The sequence below is a fragment of the Streptomyces sp. NPDC032198 genome (genome assembly GCF_040636975.1).
Taxonomy (GTDB): domain Bacteria; phylum Actinomycetota; class Actinomycetes; order Streptomycetales; family Streptomycetaceae; genus Streptomyces.
Map to the genome: position 1 here is coordinate 127,745 of NZ_JBEZVL010000017.1, position 25,979 is coordinate 153,723.

26 protein-coding genes and 1 pseudogene are annotated in these 25,979 nt (G+C 69.6%); 17 read left to right on the plus strand and 10 right to left on the minus strand.

The genetic code is table 11. The annotated features are described in order from the left end of the window. Positions 1-17 precede the first annotated feature (17 nt). The gene (locus AB0E78_RS36230; RefSeq protein WP_361842141.1) at positions 18-239 is read left to right on the plus strand and encodes a hypothetical protein; all 222 of its coding nucleotides are present in this window, start codon (positions 18-20) and stop codon (positions 237-239) included. A 78-nt stretch (positions 240-317) separates the two neighbouring features. On the opposite strand, the gene AB0E78_RS36235 is transcribed toward AB0E78_RS36230, so the two are convergent. After that, complete coding sequence (locus tag AB0E78_RS36235) at positions 318-986, minus strand: TetR/AcrR family transcriptional regulator (RefSeq protein WP_361842144.1); 669 nt, start codon at positions 984-986, stop codon at positions 318-320. 57 nt (positions 987-1,043) lie between these two features. Between AB0E78_RS36235 and AB0E78_RS36240 the strand changes: the two genes are divergently transcribed. From AB0E78_RS36240 to AB0E78_RS36260, 5 genes are all read left to right on the plus strand, one after another. Further along, the gene (locus tag AB0E78_RS36240) at positions 1,044-2,492 is read left to right on the plus strand and encodes an MFS transporter (RefSeq protein ID WP_361842147.1); all 1,449 of its coding nucleotides are present in this window, start codon (positions 1,044-1,046) and stop codon (positions 2,490-2,492) included. Then, on the plus strand, positions 2,489-2,884 hold the full coding sequence (locus tag AB0E78_RS36245; protein ID WP_361842150.1) for a cupin: 396 nt from the start codon (positions 2,489-2,491) through the stop codon (positions 2,882-2,884). Before AB0E78_RS36240 ends, AB0E78_RS36245 begins: the two co-directional genes overlap by 4 nt. Before the next feature lie 456 nt (positions 2,885-3,340). Beyond that, on the plus strand, positions 3,341-3,613 hold the full coding sequence (locus AB0E78_RS36250) for a hypothetical protein (RefSeq protein WP_361842153.1): 273 nt from the start codon (positions 3,341-3,343) through the stop codon (positions 3,611-3,613). Between the two features lie 211 nt (positions 3,614-3,824). Beyond that, positions 3,825-4,100, plus strand: a complete 276-nt coding sequence (locus AB0E78_RS36255) for a hypothetical protein (RefSeq protein WP_361842156.1) — start codon at positions 3,825-3,827, stop codon at positions 4,098-4,100. Further along, positions 4,097-4,480 (plus strand): hypothetical protein, encoded by a 384-nt coding sequence (locus AB0E78_RS36260; protein ID WP_361842159.1) that lies wholly within the window; start codon positions 4,097-4,099, stop codon positions 4,478-4,480. The genes AB0E78_RS36255 and AB0E78_RS36260 overlap by 4 nt, the downstream gene beginning before the upstream one ends. A gap of 437 nt (positions 4,481-4,917) precedes the next feature. On the opposite strand, the gene AB0E78_RS36265 is transcribed toward AB0E78_RS36260, so the two are convergent. Further along, on the minus strand, positions 4,918-6,399 hold the full coding sequence (locus tag AB0E78_RS36265; RefSeq protein WP_361842162.1) for an MFS transporter: 1,482 nt from the start codon (positions 6,397-6,399) through the stop codon (positions 4,918-4,920). A 621-nt stretch (positions 6,400-7,020) separates the two neighbouring features. Here AB0E78_RS36265 and AB0E78_RS36270 point away from each other — a divergent pair. Further along, positions 7,021-8,124 (plus strand): DNA alkylation repair protein, encoded by a 1,104-nt coding sequence (locus tag AB0E78_RS36270; protein WP_361842165.1) that lies wholly within the window; start codon positions 7,021-7,023, stop codon positions 8,122-8,124. 313 nt (positions 8,125-8,437) lie between these two features. Here AB0E78_RS36270 and AB0E78_RS36275 read toward each other — a convergent pair whose 3' ends face one another. From AB0E78_RS36275 to AB0E78_RS36290, 4 genes are all read right to left on the minus strand, one after another. Beyond that, positions 8,438-8,701 (minus strand): hypothetical protein, encoded by a 264-nt coding sequence (locus AB0E78_RS36275; RefSeq protein WP_361842168.1) that lies wholly within the window; start codon positions 8,699-8,701, stop codon positions 8,438-8,440. A gap of 188 nt (positions 8,702-8,889) precedes the next feature. Then, on the minus strand, positions 8,890-9,252 hold the full coding sequence (locus AB0E78_RS36280; RefSeq protein WP_361842170.1) for an SDR family NAD(P)-dependent oxidoreductase: 363 nt from the start codon (positions 9,250-9,252) through the stop codon (positions 8,890-8,892). A gap of 51 nt (positions 9,253-9,303) precedes the next feature. Next, positions 9,304-9,954: an NAD(P)H-binding protein gene (locus tag AB0E78_RS36285; RefSeq protein ID WP_361842173.1), complete on the minus strand. Its 651-nt coding sequence runs from the start codon at positions 9,952-9,954 to the stop codon at positions 9,304-9,306. Between the two features lie 52 nt (positions 9,955-10,006). Further along, positions 10,007-10,438 carry a VOC family protein gene (locus AB0E78_RS36290; protein ID WP_361842176.1) on the minus strand — a complete coding sequence of 144 codons (432 nt, stop codon included), beginning with the start codon at positions 10,436-10,438 and terminating at the stop codon, positions 10,007-10,009. A 116-nt stretch (positions 10,439-10,554) separates the two neighbouring features. Between AB0E78_RS36290 and AB0E78_RS36295 the strand changes: the two genes are divergently transcribed. From AB0E78_RS36295 to AB0E78_RS36315, 5 genes and pseudogenes are all read left to right on the plus strand, one after another. Next, positions 10,555-11,223, plus strand: a complete 669-nt coding sequence (locus tag AB0E78_RS36295; RefSeq protein WP_361842179.1) for a GntR family transcriptional regulator — start codon at positions 10,555-10,557, stop codon at positions 11,221-11,223. 181 nt (positions 11,224-11,404) lie between these two features. Further along, positions 11,405-11,981: pseudogene (locus tag AB0E78_RS36300) on the plus strand (MMPL family transporter); the annotation flags it as partial. Between the two features lie 332 nt (positions 11,982-12,313). Next, the gene (locus AB0E78_RS36305) at positions 12,314-12,892 is read left to right on the plus strand and encodes a DUF5994 family protein (RefSeq protein WP_361842182.1); all 579 of its coding nucleotides are present in this window, start codon (positions 12,314-12,316) and stop codon (positions 12,890-12,892) included. 5 nt (positions 12,893-12,897) lie between these two features. Continuing rightward, positions 12,898-13,173: a hypothetical protein gene (locus tag AB0E78_RS36310; protein ID WP_361842405.1), complete on the plus strand. Its 276-nt coding sequence runs from the start codon at positions 12,898-12,900 to the stop codon at positions 13,171-13,173. A gap of 72 nt (positions 13,174-13,245) precedes the next feature. Continuing rightward, positions 13,246-14,133 (plus strand): slipin family protein, encoded by an 888-nt coding sequence (locus AB0E78_RS36315; protein ID WP_361842185.1) that lies wholly within the window; start codon positions 13,246-13,248, stop codon positions 14,131-14,133. Between the two features lie 892 nt (positions 14,134-15,025). Here the strand turns inward: AB0E78_RS36315 and AB0E78_RS36320 are convergent. Beyond that, on the minus strand, positions 15,026-15,907 hold the full coding sequence (locus AB0E78_RS36320; RefSeq protein WP_361842188.1) for a carbon-nitrogen hydrolase family protein: 882 nt from the start codon (positions 15,905-15,907) through the stop codon (positions 15,026-15,028). Positions 15,908-15,914: 7 nt separating this feature from the next. Then, the gene (locus AB0E78_RS36325; protein WP_361842191.1) at positions 15,915-17,420 is read right to left on the minus strand and encodes an APC family permease; all 1,506 of its coding nucleotides are present in this window, start codon (positions 17,418-17,420) and stop codon (positions 15,915-15,917) included. A 118-nt stretch (positions 17,421-17,538) separates the two neighbouring features. On the opposite strand from AB0E78_RS36325, the gene AB0E78_RS36330 reads away from it, so the two are divergent. Further along, a complete protein-coding gene (locus AB0E78_RS36330; protein ID WP_361842194.1) occupies positions 17,539-18,147 on the plus strand; it encodes a TetR/AcrR family transcriptional regulator in 609 nt (202 codons plus the stop codon). 4 nt (positions 18,148-18,151) lie between these two features. On the opposite strand, the gene AB0E78_RS36335 is transcribed toward AB0E78_RS36330, so the two are convergent. Beyond that, entirely contained in the window at positions 18,152-18,766 is a 615-nt protein-coding gene (locus tag AB0E78_RS36335; protein WP_361842197.1) for a TetR/AcrR family transcriptional regulator, read from the minus strand. Positions 18,767-18,888: 122 nt separating this feature from the next. Here AB0E78_RS36335 and AB0E78_RS36340 point away from each other — a divergent pair, with 122 nt between their 5' ends. Together AB0E78_RS36340 and AB0E78_RS36345 are read left to right on the plus strand one after the other, a co-directional pair. After that, positions 18,889-20,199, plus strand: a complete 1,311-nt coding sequence (locus tag AB0E78_RS36340) for an MFS transporter (RefSeq protein WP_361842200.1) — start codon at positions 18,889-18,891, stop codon at positions 20,197-20,199. Positions 20,200-20,264: 65 nt separating this feature from the next. Beyond that, positions 20,265-22,577 (plus strand): glycoside hydrolase family 3 C-terminal domain-containing protein, encoded by a 2,313-nt coding sequence (locus AB0E78_RS36345; RefSeq protein WP_361842202.1) that lies wholly within the window; start codon positions 20,265-20,267, stop codon positions 22,575-22,577. 14 nt (positions 22,578-22,591) lie between these two features. On the opposite strand, the gene AB0E78_RS36350 is transcribed toward AB0E78_RS36345, so the two are convergent. Then, the gene (locus AB0E78_RS36350) at positions 22,592-23,518 is read right to left on the minus strand and encodes a formylglycine-generating enzyme family protein (protein ID WP_361842205.1); all 927 of its coding nucleotides are present in this window, start codon (positions 23,516-23,518) and stop codon (positions 22,592-22,594) included. A gap of 86 nt (positions 23,519-23,604) precedes the next feature. Between AB0E78_RS36350 and AB0E78_RS36355 the strand changes: the two genes are divergently transcribed. After that, positions 23,605-24,174 carry a PadR family transcriptional regulator gene (locus AB0E78_RS36355; RefSeq protein ID WP_361842208.1) on the plus strand — a complete coding sequence of 190 codons (570 nt, stop codon included), beginning with the start codon at positions 23,605-23,607 and terminating at the stop codon, positions 24,172-24,174. After that, positions 24,171-25,934, plus strand: a complete 1,764-nt coding sequence (locus AB0E78_RS36360; RefSeq protein WP_361842211.1) for a sulfatase — start codon at positions 24,171-24,173, stop codon at positions 25,932-25,934. Before AB0E78_RS36355 ends, AB0E78_RS36360 begins: the two co-directional genes overlap by 4 nt. The last annotated feature ends 45 nt before the right edge of the window (positions 25,935-25,979 follow it).

Consider the following 25,979-nt stretch of genomic DNA (forward strand, 5'->3'; position numbering starts at 1 on the left):
CGATCTCGACACACGGCATGACCCAGAAACTGGGCCGCCACGGCATTCCGGTCCGCACCGCCCGCAACGCGGCGCTCGCCGCCCTCGCTGCCGACCTCCCCAGCCCCATCCTCGCCGACCTGACCGGCATGCACCGCCACACCGCACTCCGCTGGGTCGCCTACGCCCGACGCGACTGGGCCGAGTACCTCGCCGCCCGCGCCGAGGAGGTCACCAGCAGCAGATCGCAGCGATCATGAGATCGGCTTCGTGAGCCTTCGGGGCAGAGGCGTTGGCACCGGATCGGTGCTCGGGCAGACATGATGCGAATGAGCAGGTCAACGGGGAGCCAGGAGGCCGTCCACCAGGGCACGGAGCCCGTCCAGGTAAGTGTCCTCGCCGGTCAGTGGTGCCCAGCGGTCCGCGACCTGCGCCAACCTGGGCAGGTCACCCGGGTCGAGATCGCCGAAGACTTGTTCCCGGTAGGTCGCACGGTCATCGTCTGCGCGCCGCCGGGCCGCTGTCGCCCGGACCACGATCTCTCCAGCGGTGTAGTACCAGATCGCGCGGTAACCGTGCACGGCTCGCTCGGGGGACAGTCCGCATTCGACCAGTCCGTCGACTATCTGCTCGACGAACCACAGCGCGGACGCTGACATCAGGTCATCGGCGGTCAGCACCTCCACGATCCAGGTACAGGCGGCGAGCGCTTCGTGGATCGCGGCGGCGGCAACGATGATTCGCTCGCGAGGGTGGGCGGGCAGTTCAGGTCGACGCAGCGCCCCCGCGGCGTAGTCGTCCAGCAGCAGGACCAGCAGTTCTTCCTTGTTGCGGACGTGGTGGTAGAGCGCCATCGGCGTACTGCCGATCTCCGTGGCCAGCCGCCGCATGGTCAGCCGATCCACGCCTTCCTCGGTCACGATCCGGCGGGCGGTCCCGATGACCTCCTCGCGGGAGATGCGGGGAGGTCGGCCAGGGGATTTGCGCGGTGCGGACGGCTGCGGCATGCCCCCATCATTCCTCAGGTGTCGACAACGGCGATCCCCTGACGCTAGTTTCCTTACATGTATAAAAACTCAAGGAGGCGACCCGGAGTGGTGCTGGCGGCGGCAGCCGTCGCCCAGTTCGTCTTCGCCCTGGACATGTCGGTGGTCAACGTCGCACTACCCGCAATCCGCACCGCGTTGGGATTCGCGCCGCTCGACCTGTCGTGGATCGTGCACGTCTACGCGCTCACATTCGGCGGACTGCTTTTACTGGGCGGCCGCGCATGTGACCTGTACGGTCACCGCCGGCTGTTCGTGGGGGGCCTGGTCGTCTTCGGGCTGTGCTCGCTGGTGGGCGGACTGGCACAGGCGCCCTGGCAACTGATCGCCGCCCGTGCCGGCCAGGGGCTGGGTGCCGCCGGGGCCGCCCCGGCGGCGCTGGGCATGCTCACGACCACCTTCCCTGAGGGTCCTCGGCGTGTCCGGGCGCTCGGGGTCTGGAGCGCGGTGAATGCCGCGGGGGGAGCACTGGGCGTGCTGGCAGGTGGTCTGCTGACCGAGTACGCGGGTTGGCGCTGGGTGATGCTGGTCAACCTCCCCATCGTGGCGGCGGCTCTCGTGTTGGTTCTGGCAGGCGTGCCGACCGGAGCACAGCCCGACCGGCGCGCGAGGCTGGACGTGCTCGGCGCGGTCCTGGCGACCGGAGGAGTCGGGCTGCTGGTGTTCGGCGTCGTCCGCACCGACGTCCGAGGATGGGCATCCCCGGCCACCGTGGCTACCCTCGCCGCGGCGGCCGCGCTCCTGGCTGCCTTCGCCTTCGCCGAATCCAAGGCCCTCGCGCCGCTGCTGCGCCTCGGTCTGCTGCGCAGTCGCTGGGTGGCCGGCGCCAACGTGCTGGTGTTCCTGGCCGCAGCCGGGCAGTTCGCGGCGTTCTACTTCGTGTCCCTGTACATGCAGCAGGTCCTGGGCATGGGGGCCGCAGCGACTGGCCTCGCGTTCCTGCCGTTCTCCGTGAGCCTGGTCGCGGGTACCGTCATCGCGACCCGCGTCACCGCGGCACGCACCCCCCGAGTTGCCCTGGTGCCCGGTGCTCTGCTGGCCGCCGTCGGCCTGGCGTGGTTCGCGTTCATCAGCCCCGGCGGCGGTTTATTCACCGATGTGCTCGGACCCTGTCTCATCACCGGCGTCGGCGTGGGACTGGTCCTGGCCCCAGTCGCCGCCGCCGCGACCACCGGCGTCGCCTCCCACGAGGCCGGCATGGCCTCGGGCCTTTTCAACAGCTCCCGCCAACTCGGCGGCTGCGTCGGCCTGGCCGCCCTGGCCACCATCGCCGCACTCCGCACCGGCCCCGCCACCGGCCCCGCCGCACTCAACGACGGTTACGCCGTGAGTCTTGCCGTCAGCGCCGGTCTCTTCCTACTCGCGGCAGTCGTGGCGATCGGGGTGCTGCCCCGTCATCAGGCCGCCGTGCCTGACCCGCAACCCTCCGTCCCCACAAAGAATCGACTGGAAGGAACGCCATCATGACGACGGCCCCCATTGACCTGTTCGCCTCCGCGCTGCAGTTCCACCCCGCCGGTGATGTCCGAGCCGCCGACCGGCAGATGACGAGCAGAGACTCCGGCGCCTGGCAGATCGCAACCTTCCACGTGGAGACCGACGTCGACGTCCACGCCGACCACTGGGAGATGCACCCGGAGGCCGAAGAGGCAGTCTGCTGCCTGACTGGCGGCGTCCGCCTCTACTTCCGTGCCACCACGCCCGGCGGTGCCGAGGACATGGTGCAGTTGCAGGCAGGCACCGCAGTGATCGTCCCCCGCGGCCGCTGGCACCGTCTGGAGCTGAACACCCCCAGCGACCTGATGTCGATCACCCTTCGCCACGGCACCCGCCTCGAAAAGCGCACCGACACTCGCTGATTGCAGTGGGGCCCGGCGACCCTGCTGCCGGGCCGCCCTGCGGCGACTGCTTCGGGGGAAGGGCGGTCTCCGCGGGATGCCTGATCGTTGATTCGCCTCCACGGGATCTGCCCGACCCGAGGTAGGACCACGGGGCGTCACATCCTCAATGTCATGAGTCGGTGGCGAGCGATCTTGAGGAATAGTGCACGGTCGGAATAACCCCCTCCCGCCAGTAATCAAGCACCTGCGCCCCGGCGGCACCCGGCCCCTCCTCGACACTTCCGGCGACCCCTACCGCTGGACGATCAGCAGTCTCGCTTCCAAGGGCGAGCACGACCCAACGGCGCCACCGCTACCTGGATCATCGGTGCCCCGGCCGCCCGAGCCGTCAATGTCCTCGAACGCCTCCAACCGCCGGGCACCGTCCTGCTCTTCCGCAGCCTGGACACGCGCGCCTGCATCAAACTCGGCGCGATGACCCTGCGCTCCAGCAACGAACTGACCAACCACGTCATCACCTGGATCAACGCCTACTGCCGCCACCACCGCCTCACCGACACCGTCCCCGACGTCGACGGCGCCCCCTGGAACCTGACCGCCCGCCAGTTCCGCCGCACCCTGGCCTGGTACATCGCCTGTCGTCCCGGTGGTGTGCTCGCCGGAGCCGTCCAGTACCGCCACCTCGGGATCCAGATGTTCGAGGGGTACACCGGCACCAGCGATTCCGGCTTCCGCGCCGAGGTCTAGGCCGAGCAGGCCCTGCAGCGAGGCGAACACCTCCTGGCCCTCACCACCGACCACCAGCACGATCTGCGCGGTCCCCGAGGCCGCCGCCCGACTCAGCGACTTCCGCCAGCGCACCAACTTCGCCGGCTCCGTCGTCACTGACCCCCGCCGCCTGCGCCGGGTTCTGGCCCGCCACGATCCCGAGATCTACCCCGGCACATATGCCACCTGTGTGTTCAACCCTGACCAAGCGCTGTGCCACCCCCGCGCCGACCACGGCGGCGAACTCCGTCCGGTTCTGCTGGAGTGCCGACCGTCGGAATGCCGCAACATCACTCTCACGCCGGACAACACCGGCACCCTCGCGGCGGAAGCCGACCGTCTCGACGCTGAGGCCCGCACCCGCCCGCCTCTCCCGCCTCTCCCGCCCCTCCTGCTGGCCAACCTCACCCGCCGCAGCGAAGCGATCCGCGACTTCCTTGCCTCCACGGCCGGGACCACACCATGACCGGCTACCGCCGCCTCCTGCCTGGCCGCGCCGACGTCCAGGCCGCCATCTACATCCTCACCGCCGAGACCGGACGGACCCCGAGCGTGCTGGCCCTGGCCACCCACCTCGGGCTCGCTAACACCACCTTCCGCCGCAACTTCCCCGACACCTGCGCCGAACTCTCCGCCACCGCCCGAGCCTCAAACGGCGCACAGGATGCGGACGCCTACACCAGGCTCAAGACCGACAACGCTCGGCTCCGCCGAGAGAACCGCGACCTCACAGCGGAGCTCGACCTCGCCATCGCGGCCATCCAACGCCTCAGCACAGACAACGAGCGCCTGCGTACCGCCCTCCACGATGCCCGAGCCGTCACTCCACTGCACCGGCGTCCCTGATAGACCGCGGCCCGCAAGGCCAAGTACGGCGGCCGGCCCCCGGTCATCACCGTCGATATGCTGCACATCGTGCTGCGGCGCAAGGCGCAAGGCACTCGGCGAGTCCGTCGAGCAGTTCCAGCCCGACCTGAGCATCTCCACCGGCAAGCGCAAGGGACAGAACTCCTCAGTCGCGAGCATCTACCGGGCGCTCGCCGAGTAGGAGAAGACCCAGGCGTACCCGGAGGCAGTCGAGACTGGCTATGTCGACGGTTAGGGGAGGCAGTTGTCGGCGGTTGTGGGAAGCGTCCTCAGCGTGATGCCCTGATCAACATCGGTGTATTTGGGCGTCGCCAGGAGTGCATGGGCTGCCGTTCAGTGACCTGCCCCGGGAATCAAGGGAGGGCCAAGCGGCGGCGGCGCCCAGGGTGCAGGTGCCGCCGCCCGTGGGAAGTGGCTCAGTCGGCCTGGTGGTCGGCCTGCTTGGGCAGGCAGAACATCAGGGCCCACATCAGGGCGAGGAGGCCGCCGACCCACCACAGCACGGTGACGAACGCGTCGCGGTTGACCGCGCCGTCGGGAGAGCCGCCGGTGATGGCGAAGAACACCACGGCGGTCAGCGCGGTGCCCAGCGCGATGCCCAGGTGAATGGCGGTGTTGAACAAGCCCGAGGCCGAACCGGCGTCCTCGTGCGGGACCCTGGCCAGCGACAGATCGGCGAGCGGGCCAGAGACCATGCCCAGGCCGAAGCCGATCAGCACCACCGGACCGGTCATCGCCAGCAGGGGCAGGTCCGCCTGGTGGCTGCCGATCTGGAGTCCGTAGGTGACCATCGCAGCGGTCGTTATGAGGGCTCCGGCCTGCGGCAGACGGCGGGCGAAACGGCCGGCGGTCTTCGCCGCGATCGTCGCGCCGCCCAGTTCTCCCACGGAGAGCAGCACGAAGGCCACGGCTGCTTCAAGCGGGCTCAAGCCCAGTCCGCGTTGCAGGTACAGGGTCCAGGTCATGAAGAACAGCCCGCACAGCAGGCCGTGCAGCAGGTCCGCGGCCATGCCCCCGGAGAACTGCCTGACCCGGAAGAGGGACAGGGTCACCAGCGGAGCGCTGTCCTGCCTGCGCCACTGGTGGCGCAGGAAGACACCGAGGACAAGGACGCCGGCGGCGAGCATGATGAAGCACCACAGCGGCCATCCGTGGGTGTGGCCCTCGGTGAGCGGGAAGAGGATCAGGACGATGGCCAGGCCGGACAGCAGCATGCCGACCAGGTCGAGCCGGTCTGCCTTGCGGACGGTCGATTCGGGGATGAATGTGCGTCCGAGGAGGAGTACGGCCAGCCCGACGGGCACATTGACCAGGAAGATCGGCCGCCAGGACAGCCCGAACAGGTCGGCCTGGGTGAGCACGCCGCCCAGGACCGGACCCAAGACGTTGGCGATGGCCAGGACGGCCCCGTACAGGCCGAACGCCTTACTGCGGTTCTGGCCCTCGAAGGTGACGTGCATGGTCGCCAGGACCTGCGGGATCATCACGGCCACGCCGACGCCCTGGAGCAGGCGGGCGCCGATCAGCACGCCCGGGCCGGTGGCCACACCGCACAGCAGCGAGGCGCCGGTGAACACGACGGTGCCGATGAGCAGGATCCTGCGGCGGCCGTAGATGTCACCGAGCCGTCCGCCGGTGATCAGCCCGACGGCGACGGGCAGGGAATAGGCGGTGGTCAGCCACTGCACCGCGACCGGTCCTGCGCCGGTCGACTCCTGGATCGCGGGCAGGGCGGTCAGGACGACCGACTGGTCGAGCATGTTCATCAGCTCGGCGGTCAGCAGCACCAGGAGGGCGATCCAGGCCCCCATGGCCATCTTCGACGGTCCAGGTGATGGGTGGGCCGGGGTCTGGGTGGTGGTGTGCTCTGGCTCGTTGCCGAGCGCGGAGGAAGACAAAACGGGAACTCCTGATCCAAAGGAATCGGGGAGCCCTGCCGACAGCCGCACCGGGGCCGGTAAACACCAAAAGCCCGGGGCAGACGGCAGAGCTGCACCCGGGAAAGAAAACTGCGGGGAGGGGTGACGCAACTCAGGCCAGCGCGACGTCCGCCCCCGGACACGTGCGACAACACAGCACGCGGGGAACACGGACGACTACATGGCCTGGTTAATAAGACGTCACCCCAAGATCGACACAGAAGGAACAGGAAGTCCGGTCACTGCCACCGAAACCCTGGCGCAGGAACTCGAACACATTACAACATCCCCACGCCGCGCCGCACACCAGAACGGACCCGCCCCCTGTCCGGCCGCCACGCTCAGCCTCCTTTGTCAGAAAGGGTTCTTCGTCCATCACGGCAGGCTGCGCGAAGCGGGGAGTCGTCGCAGCTCAGAGCACCTGAGGTACCGGCCGTGTGTCAGTGGTGCGTGGCAGACTCGAAACCATGATGCCCAGGTCGAGATTCACACCGCTCCCGAACGAACAGTGGGAGCGCATCGAGCCCCTCCTCCCGCCGGCCAAGAGCTGTACGGGGCGAGCGGTCGGGGGCCTCGACTTGACCGTGGGCGGGCGTTGAGATGGCCGATTTCAAAGATGAACTGTCGCCGGAGCTCATCGGGCGTCTCGCGGGTGACCTCGCGGGTGCCTCGGCCTCGTTCGACAGGACGACGTTCGAAGAGCTCGCGTGCACCGGTATCGGTGACCTGGAGCTGAAGGCCCGTATCGACTGGATCGCCCGTGCCCTCGCGGCGACGATGCCAGCGTCCCCCGAGGACGCCGGCCGGGTGATCCGTGATGCTCTCGACAGCGGGGGGCTTACGGGGTGGGCTTCCATGCCCGTCAACGCCTACGTCGCCTCGGCGCTGCTGGACCGGCCCGATGTCGCGCTGCCGCTGCTGGCCGCGCTCACTTCCCGCTACACCGCCGAGTTCGCTATCCGCCCGTTCGTCGAAGCCCACTACGAGGTCACGATGGACCAGCTCAGGGCGTGGACCACCGACCCGGACGAACACGTACGGCGGCTCGTCTCGGAGGGCACGCGCCCGCGGCTGCCCTGGGCGTCACAGCTCTCGCGGTTCGTCGCCGACCCCGCTCCGGCGCTGGCGCTCCTGGAGCCTCTCGTCAATGACGAGTCCCTCTACGTGCGCCGTTCCGTGGCGAACCACCTCAACGACATCAGCAAGGACCACCCCGACCTCGTCCTCGTCACCGCCCGGCGATGGTTGCGCAGCAGCACGCAGGGCGATTTCGTCGTACGCCACGGCCTGCGGACACTCGTCAAGCGAGGACACCCGGAGGCTCTCGCGGTTCTCGGGTTCGATCACCGTGCCCCGATCGAGATCACGGACCTCGCCTGTTCGCCCTCCACCATCTCCATCGGGGAGGCGACCACCGTCACCTTCACGCTGCACGCCACCGACGCGACGAGAGCGGCGATCGACTACATAGTCCACTACCAAGGGGTTCGCGGCCCCAAAGCGGGCAAGGTGTTCAAGCTGACCGCCCGGGACCTCCCCGCGGGCCAGGCAGTCCCCTTCTCACGCCGGCACCGGTTCGAATGCCTCTCGGTCCGCACGATCCACCCCGGCCCGCACCGCATCGAGGTCCAGGCCAACGGCCGCGTCCTCGGCGCGACCGAGGTCCACATCACCGCCGCCGAAACGTCGGAAAGCCCGGCCTGAGCCTGCTGAACGATGGTACTGCGGGAGACAGCGAGGAACTTCGCGATCGGGGTGACGCTGCTCTCCGGGCGGGCAAGCAAGTCGCGGGCGTGACATACCTGTTCGTCAGTCATGGCCGTCGCACGTGCGGGTCGCCTCAGCTGTTCTGGATACACGTACGGCCCTACGGCGAGGTGCGGGTGAACATGTGCAGCCGCCGAAGATCTCCGTTCCGCCCCCCACCCCACCCCACCACGGATGCAGCCTGACCAACCTGGGCCGCCTGCGTTGGAATCGGCGTCGTAGTGGTCAAACGGTCAGCTCCAAACCGTGGCTACAAGACGCCCTCAAGGCCCTGAGCCGGCAGGTACTCGTACCGAGCGAGCGCCACGTCGATGTCGTCGGTTGCTGCGGTCGCCTGGATCGGCGGTGGCACGCCGGCGAGCACGTCGAGTAGGGCAGCCCGACGCTCCGTGTACGGGCGCCCGCGTAGATCCTCGCCGTCGGCCATCAGGCAGTCCCACACCCAAGTGCGTGGGTTTGCAGATTCCTGTTGCCGTTCGAGGAGGAACTCGGACGGAAGTAGGGCCGCGGGCAAGGGGAAGTGACTGGTTCCGGCTGCGGGAGACGCCGGTGCTTACCGTCCGGGGGCGTGCGGTGAGTCCCTTTATGGGGAGGTGGACGTGCGGGTTCGTCCGAGCCACTGTGAGGAACCAGGGCGACGGCGGGTTGGCCCGATGTGGGTCGTCCCGCCGCCGCAGGGCCCCTTGTTCGGGGCTCGCGGTGTTACCAGTTCTGGTGGGTGGGGGAGATGACGAGGTCGTTGACGGTGACGTCGGGGGGCTGGTCGAGTGCGTAGACGACGGCGTCGGCGATCGACTCGGGGCTGATCGCGATGGCGTTGAGCTCTTGGGCGGCCTTGCGTCCGGCGGGGTCGGTGACCTTGTCGGTCCAGCCGGTGTCGATGACGCCGGGGCTGATCGTGGACGCCTTGATGCCCTCGCGGACGCCGAGTTCCCGGCGCATGGACTCGGTCATGGCCTGCACGAAGAATTTCGTCGCGCTGTAGACACCAGCCCCGTCGCCGACCTGGTGACCGGCCACTGAGTCCATGTTGAGGATGTGGCCGGACTTCTGGCGGAGCATCACGGGCAGGACGGTCTCTGGTGGAGGATGCGGGGGCGAGCGGGGACGCCGGGCTCAGGCGGCCAGGCGGGCGACCGCGTCCGCGACGGGGGTGTCGCCGGAGGTCAGCTCGACGATGACGCGGCTGAGGGCGGGCTGGTGCAGGGCGGCGTCAATGAACGCGGCGACGTCGTCGCGGTGCACGTCGCCGTACTCGACGGCCGGGCCGGCAGTGACCCGGCCGCTGCCGGGGGTGTCCAGGAGAGTTCCGGGACGGACGATCAGCCAGTCGAGACCCGTGCGCGTCAGGTACACGTCGGCGCTCTTCTTGACCTTGATGTAGTGCTCGAAGCCCTCACCGGCCTCACCGCCGCGCAGCGCGTCGGGGAACACCGAGATCAGCACGAACCGCGTCACGCCGGCGAGCGCGGCCGCGTCGGCAGCCTTCTGAAGGCCTTTGCCGTCAATGAGGGTCGTCTTGTCCATGCCGGTGCCGTGCGCACCGGCCGAGAAGACCACCGCGTCATGGCCCTGCATCTTCTGCGCGAGGTCGTCGACGGTGTCGGCGATGAGATCACCGATCACCGGTGTCCCGCCGGCCTCGCGCACGGTCCTGCCCTGATCGCCCCCGCGGTGCATGCCGGTCGCAGCGTCCCCGCGCGCGGTGAGGAGTTGGGTGAGGCGGCGGCCGACTCCACCGGCAGCGCCGATCTGGAACACCTTCATGAGTTCGTCCTGTCTTTCGTGGGTGGGTGCAGGGGGCTGGGGTGTGCGCCGGTCAGGCGGCGAACACCTGGGAGTCGTCGGCGAACGCCTTGAACTCCAGGGCGTTGCCGGCCGGGTCGAGGAGGAACATCGTGTGCTGCTCGCCCTCCTGGCCCTCGAAGCGGACGTAGGGCTCGATGACGAACTCGACGCCCGCCGCGCGCAGCCGCTCGGCGAGCCCCTGGAAGGCGGGGATCGTCAGGATCAGCCCGAAGTGCGGGACCGGGACGTCGTGGCCGTCGACCGGGTTGTGGATGCGCTGGGGGCGTTCCGGTGCGAGGTGGGTGACGAACTGGTGGCCGTGCAGATTCCAGTCCACCCAGGTGCCCGCGCTGCGGCCCTGCTCAAGGCCCAGCACCTTGCCGTAGAAACGGCGCGCGGCGGTCAGGTCGTCGACCGGCATGGCCAGGTGGAACCGCGGGATCGGGGAGCGGAGAACAGTCACGGCACTTCCTTTCCGGGAGTGGGTCCAGAGGGGTTAACTCATTGTCCTAATGTCAACAATGAGACAAGAGCGTGATGTTAACATTAGGACGTACCTTGAGGAGGTGCAAGCCAGACATGAGTGATCAGGGCAAGGTGTCCCCGGCCCGCCGCCGCGGCCTGTCGGACGAGGTCGCAGACCGGATCCGGGAAGCCATCTTCAGCGGGCTGTACGCCCCTGGCGCCCAGCTGCGCGAGGTGGAACTGTCCGCCACGATGGATGTCAGCCGCGGCCCGGTACGTGAAGCACTGCGCGTACTGGAACGCGAGGGACTGGTCCACTGCGCGTGGCACCGCGGGACGACAGTGACGACGGTGTCCGCTGAGGATGTCGCTGAGCTCGACAGCCTGCGTGGTGCACTGGAAGACCTGGCTGTCCGCCAAGTGATCACACGCGCCTCGGACGAGGACCTGGCATCCCTGGCCAAGGCCGCCGAGGTCATGAAGCACGTAACGGACGCCCACGAGATGGTGCGGCTGGACATCGCCTTCCACGACGCCGTCTTCGCCGCCGCCGGCCACCAGCGCCTCGCCGACGCGTGGGACGGCATCCGCTGTCAGGTCCACCTGTTCCTGCTGACCCGGATCAACCTCAGCACCGACGGATACCTCGGCTGCATCCCGCAAGAACACCACGGGCTCGTGACCGCACTGCGTTCCCGCGACACCGAAACCGCGCTCGACCTCTTCGCCGTACATCGCCGCCACGCCGTCGACGTAGTGACCGCGAACGCCGACCCGAACTGAGTGCCGGGGCAGCCGCCCGCAGCCAATCGGCCCGGAGTGCCTGGGGGCGGGCCGCTGCCCTGCCAACACGGACGTCGCCTAGCTGGGCTCTTCGGATTGCCATCAGCGGCATGACGACGGGCGCTTCCATGATCGGGATTCTGGTGGGGCACCGAATCCCCGATCTGGAGGCCTGCCTGACATGGCCACACTTCTCTACCGCCTGGGCCGCACGGCCTTCCGACGGCGCTGGTCCGTCACCCTGGTGTGGCTCGGAGTCCTGGCCGACGTCCGCTTCGGCGCGACCACTGCGCCGGGCGCTGCCGACGATGCGGGCGGCATGCCCGGCATCGAGGCGCAGAAGGTCACAGCCGCCGACAACCGGGCGGCCATCGACAGGTTCGTGGACCAGACGTCCGGGGGCGGGCAGGTGGCCGGCGTCGTTGGCCCGGTCCAGCCCGGTGCCCGAGTGGTGAGCAAGGACGCGTCGACGGCGTATGCGACCGTCGTACAAGGTGAAGGCGGACGACCTCACGGCCGCCACGAAGACGACGTTGGAGGAGGCGGTCGACCAGGCCCGCTACTCGGGGTTGATCGTTGACGTCGGCGGCACGGCGCTGGCCACGCAGCTCGCGGCGGGCGGGGTCGGCGAGCAGATCGGCATCGCGATCGCCGCACTGGTGCCCCTTGTCACCTTCGGCTCGCTGGCCGCAGTCGGCCTTCCGCTGCTCACCGCCGTCCTCGGTGTCGGCATCAGCATGGCCGGGATCATGGCTCTGCCCTGTCTCCACCCTCCTCCGTCGCCCGCCCTCGAAAGAGTGAACGCCCGCGTATCTTTGCTACGCCAGGAGGCTGGGTGCGCGTATGCACGGCAGTTACTCGACCGGATCCTCCTCCGCACGCCGCACCGCCTTCTTCTTCGCGGCCATCTCGACCAGATGCCGTGGCTGCCCCATACCGGTGTCTTCGCGCGGTCCGTTGCGCCTGGCCGGGAGTAACCTGGAGATACCGAGAGCATGTCGTACACCGGCCAGCGCGCCCTAGTCGTTCTCGGCGAGCAAATACACCAGGCAGCTACCCTCGGACCGCTGCCTGGAGACGGGTTCGCGCCATGTCCGCGACCATCAGCCTTCTCCCTCCGCCGCCCACGGACCCCGCCGTACTGGCCGCCCGCCTCTCGCTGAAAGCCCCGGAAGCCCTCCGTGGACTGCTGGACGGCGCGTGGTGGCCCCGCTCGCACGACCTGCTACGTGAACTGCCCGATCTGACCGATGTGCTGGACCCGCACTGGGGACGCATCACCCGCATCGCCGTCAATCCCACCCACTGGCCCGTGATCCCGCGCAAGGTGCCCGTCCACGGGCACGTGGTGAAGGTCGGCTGGTTCACCCCGGAGCTCGACCCGCACAAGCTCCTGCTGCTCTCCTACAGTGTCGGACGCTGGGACCTGCTGGTGATCCCACCGGAGACCCGCCCTGCTGCCGCCGCCCGGCTGATGGCCGCAGCGAGCGACCCCACGGGGGCGCCGCTGACCGCGAGCGCGCTGCTGGCCGCGGAGGAAGCCCGCCACGGCGACTCGTCCGCCCGCCGGGTACAAGACCCCGAGGAGGTGTGGGAGTACGAGGGCGGCGCGTCCTCGACCCTTGCGGCAGCCATGGCCCTGGCCGGCCCTCCGGGAGCAGGGACGTGATCGCCATGGACACGTACCTGACCGCCGGTGTCCTGCTGATCCTGATCATTGGAGCGGCGTACGTGATCCAGCGGCTCACCGCCCAGCGTGCCGACAGGATCGCACTGCACCATTACAGCCACTCTCAGCCCACTGGCCGAGGAACTCGCGGCAGCACCGAACGGCCGCTCCCGAGCCCCTCCGAGCCGCGCTCCGCTCCCGAGCGCCGCGATCACCGGGACGGGGGCCGAGGGCGCCTGCGCCCACGGCGCCGCATCCGCATGCCACACGGGCAGCGCTGACCCGACGCACTTCCTTACTGGGACGTGCAGTTGACCGCTCGATTGCACGGCCCCCGCCGAATAGAGGCGCACATGCAGCTCCTGATCATCCTCATCGTCGTCATCGGCCTGCTCGCCCTGCTGGGGCTCGCGATGGCCCTCAAGATTGTCAAGCAGTACGAGGAAGGGGTCCTCTTCCGGCTCGGACGCCTGGCCGGAACGCGAACTCCCGGTCTTCGCACCATCGTTCCGATCGTCGACGTCCTGCACCGGGTGTCGCTGCGCATCGTCACGATGCCGATTCAGTCGCAGGGCATCATCACCCGCGACAACGTCAGCGTCGATGTATCGGCCGTCGCGTACTTCCGCGTCGTGGACGCGGTGAAGTCGGTCGTGGCCATCGAGAACGTCCACGCCGCGACCAACCAGATCGCCCAGACCACTCTGCGCAAGGTCGTCGGCCGCCACACGCTGGACGAGACCCTGTCGGAGACCGACCGCATCAACCTCGACATCCGTGCGATCCTCGACGTCGCCACCGCCGAGTGGGGCGTGGAGGTCACCCTGGTCGAACTCAAGGACATCCAGCTGCCCGACAGCATGAAGCGCGCGATGGCCAGGCAGGCCGAGGCGGAACGGGAGAAGAGGGCGAAGATCATCAACGCGGAAGGCGAATCGCTCGCCGCCGCGGCACTCGGAGACGCCTCGGACACCATGATGGCGCACCCCCTGGCACTCCAACTCCGCAACCTGCAAAGCCTCGTGGAGATCGGCGTCGACAAGAACACCACCGTCGTCTTCCCCGCCCCGCTGATGAGCACCATCGGAGAACTGGGCGCCTTCCTCAGCAGGGAATCCGCAGCCGCCACGCCGGCACCGGTATCGGCCCCATCCACGCCTGCGAGCCCGGCCGACCTCGCTGAGCCGAGTCACGATCCTGGACCGAACCACAGGCCCGACCCGGCCCCGCAACAGGCCTGACCCCGAGCCCTCGGTCCCTGCCCTCACCTCGACCAGGGTCAACTCCCGCCTACCGCGCGGGCATCGACGTACCGGCCGGCTTCCACGGCGACCGTTGGTGCTGAAGCAGGCGCGCACGCAGCAGCGCGACCTGAACAACCCGTGTGGGATCTCCTCGGCCTCGACGGACCAGCCGCCCCCGTTCTGAGCCGATGCTCCCACAGCCACACCGGTCTCACGCGCCGGACGGCCCCGGTCCAGAGACGATTCCGTTCGCGGCGAGCGCCGTCCTGAGGGGTGTTCTTGCCACCGGACAACAAGAGCCAGTGCGTGGTGCTTCCCGTCCGTGCCACAGCGATCAGCTGCTGTCGCAACTCGTCCGGAGCGAGGGCAGCCGACCATAGATCCGGCCAATGGGTAGCTCCGCGGTGATGCGGGCCAGGAAGCCGATGTGATCGGCCGACTCACCGTGCAGTGTGCCGCCCTTGGACCACCAGAGGATCTCCTCCGCGTTGTAGTACGTCTCACTGGGTGCGTGAGAGGTCAGGACTCACGCACCCGGCCGCATCGGGTCAGACCGTGCCCGGCTTGCCGGTGCCGATCTGGTCGGGCCGCAGGGGTAAACGTCGGCACGCCCATGTCGCTGCGGTGTTCTCCGTGACGGGGACCGCGCTCTCCGCCGACGCGTTCCCGCCGCGGTCGGCGGCTTTCCCCGGCCTGCTGAAGTGAGTCAGGAAGTGTTACATCGTGAGGTGCCCCGGGACACCTTCCACCTGGCCAAACAGTCGCAAGAGCTGGGAGGTCACGTCCAGGGACGTGACCTTGATCAGCTGCACGTCAGTCGCCTCAGCGCTCCCAGCCAGCGGCCGACTCCTTCCGGCCGAGCCGCCCATGGAAGTGCCTCAGGGAGGCGTTACGGGGTCTCGTCCTTGAGCCAGTCCGGTGTGTGGATGCCTTCGCCGCCGTACATCGGGAGCCTCACTGACGTTCCGTAGCGGGCGAGTTGGGTCCAGGGGCGGTTGATGCCGGCGCTGCCGTAGCGGCGAACTCGGGTGACGGTGTCGAGGTCGAGGACGTCGACGAGGGTCTCCTCGCCCGGGCCGGCCTGTTGGCGCACGATGCCTTCCGGGTCGACGACGGCGCTCTGTCCGACGCCGGCGGGGTCACCGGCGTTGACGTTGACGACGTAGACCTGGTTGGTCCAGGCGTTGGCCCGCGCGCATACCAGTTCCATCTCCCGGTCGCGGGTGGGGGTGAGGGTGGGCTGGATTACGATCTCCGCGCCCAGCCAGGCCAGTTGGCGCACTGTCTCGGGGAACGAGCCGTCGTAGCAGATGGCCAGGCCCACGCGACCGGCGCCGGGGATGTCGAAAACGGTGAACTCGTGGCCCGGGGTGGTCTTCTCGTACGGCTGCCACGGGAAGACCTTGCGGTAGCGGGCGACGATCTCGCCTTCCGGGGAGATCACCACGGCTGTGTTGTAGATGCGCCCGTCCTCGGCGCGCTCGTACACGCTTCCCGGGATCAGCCACAGGCCGGTCTCCACGGCCAGGGCGCAGATGCGGTCGGTGAGCGGGCCCGGGACCGTGACAGCGGCCTGTTCCATCCAGTCGTCCGGAGCCGGCTGCAGCAGAGCGTCCTCGGCGGCGAGCAACAGCTCGGGGGCGACGACGAGTTGTACGTGAGGGAACAGGGCGCGGGTGGACCGGACCTGGTCGGCGAAGCGCTGCCAGCTCGCTTCGAGGTCGTGGGGTATGGGGGTGGTCTGCAGGGCGGCGATGGCGAGCGTGCGCATGGGCGGTTCAGTCCTCGATGATGGTCAGTTCGGCCACGGTGGTGCGGCCGTCGCGGAAGAAGCGGTGGAAGCGGGTGCGGACGACGGCCAGGGCCAGGACTCCGGTGACGATGGATCCGGCGCCGAGGAGAAAGACCCCGCCGATGCCGTGGAAGGAGGTGCTGCCGTAGGCCGGGTCGTACATGTCGTGGGCGCTGCGGGCGAAGGCGGCCAGCATCATCAGCCCGCCGAGCAGGGGCAGGATTCCGCGCAGGAGCAGGTCGCGGAGCGAGTCGCGCAGTCGACTCCGGAAGTACCAGACGCAGGCGAGCGCGGTGGTGCCGTAGTAGCAGGCGATCAGCAGACCGATGCACAGGATGGCGTCGCCGAGGAAGTCGGTGGAGACGAGCGTGAGCACGACGAGGAGGCAGGCGGCCGTCGCGCCGATGAACACGGTGCCGAAGCCAGGGGTGCGGTGCCGGGGGTGGACGCGGGCGAAGGCCGAGGGCAGGGCGCCATGGGCGGCCATGGACAGGGTGCCGCGGGAGGAGCCGACGAGGCTGGTGAGCAGGGCGGAGACCGCGGACACGCAGACGGCCAGCTGCATCACCTTGGCCAGTGCCGTGCCGAGGACCGGCGGGGCGAGGGTGGACAGGATGTCCGCGGCGTTGTCGGGGTTGCCGAGCCCGGTGCCGCCGGTGCCGGTGCCGGTGCCGGCGAAGCTGATCGCCGCGAACGCGGTGAACAGGTAAGTCCCCAGGAGGACGAGGGTGGAGATGACGGCGGCCTGGCCCGCGACGCGCTCCCCGTCGCGCGTCTCCTCGTTCGCGGTGATCAGTGCGTCCCAGCCCCAGTAGATGAACAGGCACAGCATCACCGCCTCGGCGAAGGGGCCGGAGCCGTCGAAGGCGAACGGGTTCAGCCAGGCCAGGGACGGGGTGACGGCGCCGTGCCGGGCGAACGCGGCGGCGCCGAAGCCGAGCAGGGCGGCCAGTTGCAGTCCGAGCAGTACGTATTGGACGGAGGCCGCCAGTTGCAGGCCCCGGTACGCGATCGAGGTGACCGCCGCGAGCAGTGCCACCGCGGTGATCGCCACGGCGGTGCTGCTGTCGGCGAGGGAGTGCAGGCCGAGCAACTGGAGCAGGTAGGTGGCGCCGACCTGGGAGAGGGCCGTCATCGCGATGAGCGTGGCGGTCTGCACCACCCAGCCGCCGGTGAGCCAGCCGGTCAGAGGCCCGAACGCGCGGGTGGTCCACACGAAGGTGGTGCCGCAGTCCGGCATCTCGCGGTTCAGCTCACGGAAGGCGAACGCGGTGAGCAGGATCGGGACGAAGCCGAGCAGCAGTGCGGCCGGCGCGAGATCCCCGACGGTCAGGGTCACGAAGCCTAGGGTGACGGCGATGCTGTAGGCCGGGGCGACACAGGACAGCCCGAGGGTGATGGAGGCGAGCAGGCCCACCGAGCCGCTGCGCAAACCCTTGTCCGGGGCGGGCTCGGGCCCCGTTCTGGCCTCGGCGTCGGTCGGGTTGGGCATGGTGCCTCCGTAGGCCGCAGGTTTGTTAAACGCAGATTTAAGACGTGCGTCAATGGCACGTCAATAGGTGCCGGGCTATCTTTAAATCCGCGTACAACAGAATGGTGAAGGGGACGGCGTGGCCGCGAGGAAGGGCAGCAGCAAGGAGGCCCGTCGGGCCGAGCTGGGCAAAGCGGTGGAGCGCGCTCTCGTGGCGCGCGGGCTGGAGGGCCTGCGGCTGCGCGACATCGCGGACGAAGCGGGGGTCACCCCCGCCGCGGTGCTCTACTACGGCGACCTGGACGCTCTGGTCCACGCGGCCTATCAGCAGGCCATCGAGCGCTACAGCCAGGAACGCGAAGAGGCCGCGAACCGCTTCGCCGACGCCCGCGATCAGCTCGGTGCCTGTATCGACAAGGGAGTCGCGAGCGGCCCCGACGACGTGCTGACCCGGCTCCTGTTCGAGTACTGGCCGCGCTGTCTGCGCGACGCCAGGGCCGCGGCCCTCGACAGCGCACTGACGGAACGCCAGATCGCCGTGTACTCAGGAATCCTGGTCCTCGGGCAAGGTCAGGGACACTTCACCCTCCAGGACCCACCGCGCCTGCTCGCGGCGAGTTTCGTCGCCATGGAGGACGGCTACCAGATGGAGATCCTTGCCGGCCGCCGCTCCCGCACCGAAGTGATCACCGCCCTGTACGCCTATGCCCGCGCGGTCACGGGCCACGACGTGGCCGACCGTGTCTGAGGTGCTAAGTGCGTGATGCGTCGGCGTCCGACGGGCCGGGCGCCGCAGTGAGCTTCCGCCAGACGCGGCGGACCTGTTCGGCCATGTCGATGTCGGGGTCGCTCAGCCACTGGAGCTGTATGCCGTCGGTTGCGGCGATGAGGGCTGAGGCGGTGAAGTGCGGGTCGAGCCCGGAGCTCGCCCGGCCGGCCCGTTGCTCGGACTCGAGATGTTCGGCGATCGTGGCGCGCAGCAGGGCGAAGCGTTCCCTGAAGTACGTGTGGGCCGGGTGCGCGGGGTCGGTCGAGGCTGCGGCAAGGGTGACGTAGAGCCGGACGCGGGCGGCGTTCGCAGCGTTCACCGTCAGGGCCCTTGCCAGGAACTCGCCCGGATCGTGCACGCCGCCCGGGGCGCGGAAGCGCACCTCGGCCGCTCGGTCGTTGGCGCGCAGGACCTCGGTGAGCAGATGGTCCTTGGACTCGAAGTAGTGCATCAGTCCGGTCAGGCTGATGCGACTTTCCTTGGCGACCATCCGCAGGGTGGTGTTCCGCTCGCCCTCGCGGCCGAAGATCTCGAGGGTGACCCCGAGGATCTCCTCCCGTTTGGCGACCCCTTTGGGGTAGGAGCTTCTGGCTGTCACGCGCCCACCCTATGCGGCGGGAATCCCGCCCGCGCAAAGCCTTGTCCTCAAAAACAGTACGCCGTACTGTTTCTCGCCAGTCGCAGGTGCGGCCCCGTGCGGCCCACTGAAAGAAGGTCCCGATGGCGAGACCCTCCGGGGAGCTCCGTGCTCCCTACCCGCTCCCTGCCGAGCCGGCAGGATCGGCCGGACCGGCAGGATCGGCCGCCCCGCCGGTCGACGGCCGGGTGCTGCGGCGCCTGATGGCGTGCATCGGTCCCGCCCAGCTCGGCATCGCCCTCGTATGGGGAGCCGTCCCAGGCACCCTGCTGGCCCTCCAGATCCAGCGCACGGTCGGCGAGGATGCGAAGGTCGGCACGCTCGCGGTCGTCACCACGGTGGGCGCGCTCGTCGCGATGGTCGCCCAGCCCGTCGCGGGAGCCCTCTCGGACCGGACCCGCAGCCGTTTCGGCAGGCGCGGGCCCTGGATCGTGGCGGGTGTGGCGATCGGTGGCCTGGCGCTGATCGGCATGGCATTCGCGCGCTCCATACCGGCGATGGTGGCCCTGTGGTGCCTGGTGCAGATCGGCTACAACGTCGCGGCGGGCCCGCTCTCGGCCGTCATGCCCGACCGGGTGCCGCCCGAGAAGCGCGGCCTGTTCTCCACCGTCACCGGCCTCGGCTCCCTGTGCGGCTCGCTCCTCGGCCAGACCCTCGCCGCCGCCTTCGAGGACCGGATCACCACGGCGTACGTGGCGCTCGCGCTGCTCGCCACGGCCCTGGCGGTCATCCTCGTGACCCTCAACCCCGAGCGCCCGAACCGGAACGCGCCCCAAGAGCCCTTCCAGATACGTGAGTTCCTCGGCGGCCTGTTGCCGAATCCGCGCACGCACCCCGACTTCTTCTGGGTGTTCATCAGCAGGCTGTGCACCAACCTGGCGTACTTCCTGGTCTTTGGCTACAAGCTCTACATCCTGCAGGACTACATCGGCCTGCACGACGAGGCGATCGACCGCGTACCCGTCCTCGCGCTGACCGCCGTCGCGGGACTGGTCCCGGCCGCCGTCATCACCGGACCCCTGTCGGACCGGCTCGGCCGGCGCAAGGTGTTCGTGGTGGCCTCGGCGTCCCTCATCGGCTGCGCCATGCTCCTCCCGTTCACCGTCCCCACCATGACCGGCATGACCGCGATGGCCTTCCTGGTGGGTATCGGCTTCGGCTGCTTCCAGGGCGTGGACACCGCCCTCATCTCCCAAGTGCTCCCGTCCGAGCGGTCCTTCGCCCGCGACCTCGGCGTCGTGAACGTCGCGGCCACCCTGCCGCAGGTCCTCGCGCCCGCCGTCGCCGGAGCCGTCGTCCTGAGGCTCGGCGGATACCGCACGCTCTTCCCTCTCGCCCTGGCCTTCGCGCTGCTCGGCGCGGTGGCGGTGCTGCGCGTGAAGAGCGTCCGATGACCACGGCCGACCCACCACCGCCTACGCACCGCGCACCAACCCGCACCCCGCTCCAAGGAGAAGACATGAACACCCCGAACCAGCCGACGTGGACGCCGACGCCCGGCGAGGCGGTGGCCCAACTGAGCCTCGCCGAGAAGGCCGACCTGACCAGCGGCGCGGGCTGGTGGCACACCACTGCGGTCCCGGACGCGGGCGTCCCGGCGGTCCGCCTCTCGGACGGCCCGCACGGGCTGCGGCTGCAGAACGACACCCACGCCGACCACCTGGGCATCAACGGCAGCGCCCCGGCCACCTGCTTCCCGCCCGCCGTCACCCTGGCCTCCACCTGGGACAGCGACCTCGCGGGACGGGTCGGCGGCGCGCTGGCCCGCGAGTGCCTCGCGCACGGCGTGCACGTGCTGCTCGGCCCCGGCGTCAACATCAAGCGCAGCCCGCTGTGCGGACGCAACTTCGAATACCTCTCCGAAGACCCGCTGCTCAGTGGGGTGTTGGGGGCGGCCTGGGTCAAGGGACTGCAGGCCCGTGGGGTCGGGGCCTCGGTCAAGCACTTCGCCGCGAACAACCAGGAGACGGGCCGCATGTCGGTCAGCGCGGACATCGACGTACGGACCCTGCGCGAGATCTATCTCCCGGCCTTCCACCGCGTCGTGACAGAGGCCGATCCCTGGACCGTCATGTGCGCCTACAACCGGGTCAACGGCGTGCACGCGTCGCAGAATCCGTGGCTCCTTACGGACGTCCTGCGCGGCGAATGGGGCTACGACGGCCTGGTCGTCTCCGACTGGGGCGCCGTCGTCGACCGGGTGCGGGCCCTTGCGGCCGGGCTCGACCTGGAGATGCCGACCTCGTCCGGCGTCGGCCCCGCGCGAGCCGTCGCGGCCGTGGAATCAGGTGAACTCGCCGAAGAGGCGCTGGACCGCAGCGCTACGCGGGTCGTGGCGCTCGCGCGCAAGGCAGCCGCGCACGCGCGCCCCGACGCCGCTTTCGACCCGGCCGCTCACCACGACCTGGCCCGCGAGGTCGCCACGCGCGGGGCGGTGCTGCTCAAGAACGACGGCGCGCTCCTCCCGCTGGACCCTGCCGCTCCCCAACACATCGCGGTCATCGGTGAGTTCGCGCGCACTCCCCGCTACCAGGGTGAGGGCAGCTCACGCGTGACCCCGACCCGGCTCGACGACGCTCTCACCTCGGTCATTGAGGCCGCGCCCGCGGCGCGCGTCACCTTCGCTCCCGGCTTCCCCGTTGATGTTCCGGACGCCGAGGCGGCAGCGCTGCACGAGGAGGCTGTCCGCGCGGCCGACAGCGCGGACGTGGTCGTGCTGTTCCTCGGTCTGCCGCCGAGCTTCGAGTCCGAGGGCTATGACCGCGGACACATCGAACTCCCGGAGGAGCAGACCCGGTTGCTCGCCGCCGTCGTAGCGGTGAACCCGAACGCCGTCGTGGTCCTGTCCAACGGTGGCGTGGTCCGGCTGGCCGGCTGGATCGACGACGTACCGGCCGTCCTGGAAGGCTGGCTGTCCGGCCAGGCCGGTGGCTCGGCCACCGCCGACCTCCTGTTCGGCCGGGCGAACCCGTCGGGGCGCCTCGCGGAGACCATCCCGCTGCGGCTCGCCGACACCCCGGCCTACCTGGCGTGGCCCGGCGAGAACGGCCATGTCACCTACAGCGAGGGACAGTTCGTCGGCTACCGCCACTACGACGCCCGCGACATGGCGGTCTCCTTCCCCTTCGGGCACGGCCTCTCCTACACCACGTTCGACTACGCGGATCTGCGGGTGGCCCCGGACGCGGACGGGCTCGACGTCACCGTGGGGGTCACCAACACGGGGGAGCGGGCCGGTCACGAGGTCGTCCAGGTGTACGTGGCCGCGCCGGGGGAGCGGGCCCGGCGTCCTGTACGGGAGCTGAAGGGCTTCGGCACGACCTGGCTGGCGCCCGGCGAGACAAGGGACGTCACCGTCCGCATCGCCCGCGCCGACCTCGCCTATTTCGACACCGCTGCCGATACCTGGCTCGTCGAGGACGCCGACCATCGCATCGACGTCGGGGCCTCAAGCCGCGACATCCGGCTGACCGCGACGGTCCGGGTCGACGGCGACGCCTATGCCGACCTGCCCGACGCCGACTCGACCGTCGCGGTATGGCTCGCCCATCCCGTGGGCGGCCCGGCCGTCGAGGCGCTGCTGAGCCGGGTCCGGACGTCCATGGGCGACGCCTACCCCGAGGAGGGAAGCTCCCGTCAGCGCATGGTGGCCAACATGCGTCTCAGCCAGCTCGCCCAGCTCCCGATCGTTCCCCTGGGCTTCGGCGACGTACAGGAACTGGTCGAGACGGTGCGGTCGGCCGCGGGCGCCGGGAAGGAGGAGACTTCCTGACCCCCCGGCGCCCCTCACACGGTGACCGTGCGGAACCCGCAGTTCCCGCTGCTGGACGCCGGCGTGTTGGCCGAGCGGGCGGCCACGCGATAGCGGTGGCAGTAGGAGTGGTGGCACAGGTAGGAGCCGCCCCGCATGACACGGCGCTCACCGCTCCGCGGACCCTGGGGGTCGGCGGCGGGGGAGTGGGCGTAGTAGTCGGGGGCGAACCAGTCCGCGCACCATTCCCAGACGTTCCCGGCGACCTCGTACAGGCCATGGCCGTTGGGCGGGTACGTGCGGACCGGGGCGGTCGCCAGCCAGCCGTCCGCGCCGGTGTTGGCGTACGGGAACGCGCCCTGCCAGATGTTGCACAACCACCGTCCGTCGGGGGTGAGTTCGTCGCCCCACGGGAAGCGGCGGCCCGCGTGTCCGCCGCGGGCCGCGTACTCCCACTGGGCCTCGGTCGGCAGACGGCGGCCCGCCCACGCGCAGTACGCCAGGGCGTCGTCCCAGGACATGTGGACCACGGGGTGGTCCGGCTCCGCGGCGGACAGCGGCCCGTGGGGGTGGCGCCAGTCGGCTCCCCGTACCTCCAGCCACCAGGGGGCAGCCGGGTCTGCCCCGAGGAGGTCCGCGCGCTCGGCTGCGACGGCCAGGTGGAACACGGCGGAACTGCCCTCCCGCTCGGCGACGGTCACGTACACGGTGTCGGCGACGAACGCCTGGAACATCGCCACGGTCACCGCCGTGACATCGATGGCGAACGGGGTGACGCGTACCGCGTGCACGGGCTGTTCGCCGTCGGCCGGGTAGCCCTCGCCGAAGGCGTCTCCCATCAGGAAATCGCCGCCGGGGAGGGCGACTTGGTCGTGGACGGGCGGTACGCGGGCCGGCGTGGGCAGCGGTCCTGTGGAGCAGATCCGGGTTTCCGGTGCGCAACATCCCATTGACGTCTCCATGACGTAAGTATATGAATTCTCACCTAGGTGAAACTGCACATAAGAGAGCGTCGCACACAGCTGACGCACTGAGGGAGTCCACGTTCGTGAAGTTCGAGTACGTCCTGCTCGGCCTGCTGGCCCGTCGCCCCTACAGCGGGTACGACCTGCGCAAGTGGCTGGAGATCGAAGGGCAGTTCCTGTGGGCGCGGGCGCACCACAGCCAGATCTACCGCAAGCTCGGGCAGATGGAGGCCGACGGCTGGGTGCGGCACGAGGTCGACGCGCGCGAGGGCCGCCCGGACGCCAAGGTGTACCGGCTCACGCCGCGCGGGCGTGAGGTCCTCCTGGAATGGGTGCGCTCGCCCTACGAGCCGCCCAGCCGCTTCCAGGAGATCGACTTCCTCGCGCGGTTCAGCGTCGCGGCGCCCCTCGACAAGGACGCCGCGATCCGGATCGTCGCAACCGAACTCGATCACCGCCGCGCGCAGATCGCCAAGAACCGGGACCGCGACCGCACCCTGCACTACGAGGGCCCGGCGCCCGGCCTCGACCAGGACCTCGACCTACAGGTCCACGACGCGCTCCACACGCTCGGCGCGGCCGCCATGGACCGCTGGGTCGCCTGGCTGGAGCAGACCCTGCGCAGCCTGACAGAAGGGAAGCCCGTCCGATGAGGGCCATCATGGTGATGTTCGACAGCCTCAACCGGCACATGCTGCCGCCCTACGGAGGCGACTGGACGCACGCTCCGAACTTCGCGCGGCTCGCCGAGAAGGCCGTCACCTTCGACAACGCCTACGCGGGCTCGATGCCCTGCATGCCGGCCCGCCGCGAACTCCACACCGGGCGGCACAACTTCCTGCACCGCAGCTGGGGCCCGCTCGAGCCGTTCGACGACTCCATGCCCGAACTCCTCAAGCAGAACGGCGTCTACACCCACCTCGTCAGCGACCACCCGCACTACTGGGAGGACGGCGGCGCCACCTACCACGGCCGCTACAACACCTGGGAGTTCTTCCGCGGCCAGGAAGGCGACCCCTGGAAGGGCCAGGTGTCCGACCCGGAGATACCCGGCGACCTGAAGCGGATGCGGTTCGGCTCCTACCGCCAGGACTGGGTGAACCGGCCCCACATGGCGACGGAGGACCGGCACCCGCAGACCCTCACCTTCGACGCGGGCCTGGAGTTCGTGCGGACGAACCAGGACGCCGACCGGTGGTTCGTGCAGATCGAGACCTTCGACCCGCACGAGCCGTTCTTCAGCCACCAGCCGTACAAGGACCTCTACCCGCACGACTACGACGGCCCGCACTTCGACTGGCCCGACTACAAGCGCGTCGTCGAGACCGATGGCCAGGTGGAGCACGCCCGCTTCGAGTACGGGGCGCTCCTGTCGATGTGCGACCACTCGCTCGGCCGGGTCCTGGACACCATGGACGAGCTGGAGTTGTGGGACGACACCCTGCTGATCGTCAACACCGACCACGGGCTGCTGCTCGGCGAGAAGGGCTGGTGGGGCAAGAGCGTCCAGCCCTGGTTCAACGAACTGGTCCACCTGCCGCTGTTCGCCTGGGACCCGCGCAACCGCCGCGCGGGCGAACGGCGTTCGGCGCTCGTACAGACCGTGGACGTGGCACCGACCCTCCTCGAGTTCTTCGGCGTCGACCGCCCCGGCGACATGCAGGGCGCGCCCCTCCCGGTCGCCGAGGACACGCCGGTGCGCGAGGCGGGCCTGTTCGGCATCCACGGCGGACACGTCAACGTCACCGACGGCCGCTATGTCTACATGCGGGCGCCCGCCGCACCCGACAACGCGCCCCTGTACGAACACACCCTGATGCCGACCCACATGCGGGGCCGCTTCTCGCCCGCCGAACTCGCGGACCTGGAACTGGCCGAGCCCTTCGACTTCACCAAGGACATCCGCACCCTGCGCGTGCCGGGCCGCACCCTCGTCAACCCCTACCACCACGGCACGCTCCTCTTCGACCTGGAGACCGACCCCGAGCAGCACACCCCGCTGGTCGACGACGACGCCGAACTGCGCATGGTCGACCTCCTGGTGGAGCTGATGCGCGCGTGCGACGCACCGGCCAGCCAGTACGAACGCCTCGGTCTGCCCGCCCACGGCCCGGTCACGGAGAAGCACCTCCTGGTGCGGGCCCAGCGCGAGCAGGCCGAACGGGCCGCCCAACCGCTGCCCCGCGCCGAGGACTTCCCCGAGGGACGCCTCTCGCTGCGTACGCCCCTCGCGGCGCTGATCTCCGACCCGGTCGCCGTCGAAGTGCTGCGCAGGCACCTGCCCGGCGTCGCCGACTCCGAGCTCCTCCAGATGATCGGGGCGACCCCGCTCATCGATGTCGCCGCGATGGCGGGCGCGCTGTTCCCGCCGTCGAACCTCCGCCTGGTGGCCGAGGAACTCGCCCAACTCTGAGGCCGTAACGGCCATGTGAGCCGGTGACGGGGTTGCCGCCCCGTC

What these genes read in the sequence shown, in the direction of transcription:
- AB0E78_RS36250 (WP_361842153.1), top strand. Translation starts at nt 3,341, where the DNA reads ATGACCCTGCGCTCCAGCAACGAACTGACCAACCACGTCATCACCTGG.
- AB0E78_RS36260 (WP_361842159.1), top strand. Translation starts at nt 4,097, where the DNA reads ATGACCGGCTACCGCCGCCTCCTGCCTGGCCGCGCCGACGTCCAGGCC.
- AB0E78_RS36270 (WP_361842165.1), top strand. Translation starts at nt 7,021, where the DNA reads ATGGCCGATTTCAAAGATGAACTGTCGCCGGAGCTCATCGGGCGTCTC.
- AB0E78_RS36350 (WP_361842205.1), bottom strand. Translation starts at nt 23,518, where the DNA reads ATGGAGACGTCAATGGGATGTTGCGCACCGGAAACCCGGATCTGCTCC.
- AB0E78_RS36310 (WP_361842405.1), top strand. Translation starts at nt 12,898, where the DNA reads ATGGACACGTACCTGACCGCCGGTGTCCTGCTGATCCTGATCATTGGA.
- AB0E78_RS36320 (WP_361842188.1), bottom strand. Translation starts at nt 15,907, where the DNA reads ATGCGCACGCTCGCCATCGCCGCCCTGCAGACCACCCCCATACCCCAC.
- AB0E78_RS36230 (WP_361842141.1), top strand. Translation starts at nt 18, where the DNA reads ATGACCCAGAAACTGGGCCGCCACGGCATTCCGGTCCGCACCGCCCGC.
- AB0E78_RS36285 (WP_361842173.1), bottom strand. Translation starts at nt 9,954, where the DNA reads ATGAAGGTGTTCCAGATCGGCGCTGCCGGTGGAGTCGGCCGCCGCCTC.
- AB0E78_RS36235 (WP_361842144.1), bottom strand. Translation starts at nt 986, where the DNA reads ATGCCGCAGCCGTCCGCACCGCGCAAATCCCCTGGCCGACCTCCCCGC.
- AB0E78_RS36240 (WP_361842147.1), top strand. Translation starts at nt 1,044, where the DNA reads ATGTATAAAAACTCAAGGAGGCGACCCGGAGTGGTGCTGGCGGCGGCA.
- AB0E78_RS36345 (WP_361842202.1), top strand. Translation starts at nt 20,265, where the DNA reads ATGAACACCCCGAACCAGCCGACGTGGACGCCGACGCCCGGCGAGGCG.
- AB0E78_RS36315 (WP_361842185.1), top strand. Translation starts at nt 13,246, where the DNA reads ATGCAGCTCCTGATCATCCTCATCGTCGTCATCGGCCTGCTCGCCCTG.
- AB0E78_RS36340 (WP_361842200.1), top strand. Translation starts at nt 18,889, where the DNA reads ATGGCGAGACCCTCCGGGGAGCTCCGTGCTCCCTACCCGCTCCCTGCC.
- AB0E78_RS36305 (WP_361842182.1), top strand. Translation starts at nt 12,314, where the DNA reads ATGTCCGCGACCATCAGCCTTCTCCCTCCGCCGCCCACGGACCCCGCC.
- AB0E78_RS36360 (WP_361842211.1), top strand. Translation starts at nt 24,171, where the DNA reads ATGAGGGCCATCATGGTGATGTTCGACAGCCTCAACCGGCACATGCTG.
- AB0E78_RS36245 (WP_361842150.1), top strand. Translation starts at nt 2,489, where the DNA reads ATGACGACGGCCCCCATTGACCTGTTCGCCTCCGCGCTGCAGTTCCAC.
- AB0E78_RS36325 (WP_361842191.1), bottom strand. Translation starts at nt 17,420, where the DNA reads ATGCCCAACCCGACCGACGCCGAGGCCAGAACGGGGCCCGAGCCCGCC.
- AB0E78_RS36295 (WP_361842179.1), top strand. Translation starts at nt 10,555, where the DNA reads ATGAGTGATCAGGGCAAGGTGTCCCCGGCCCGCCGCCGCGGCCTGTCG.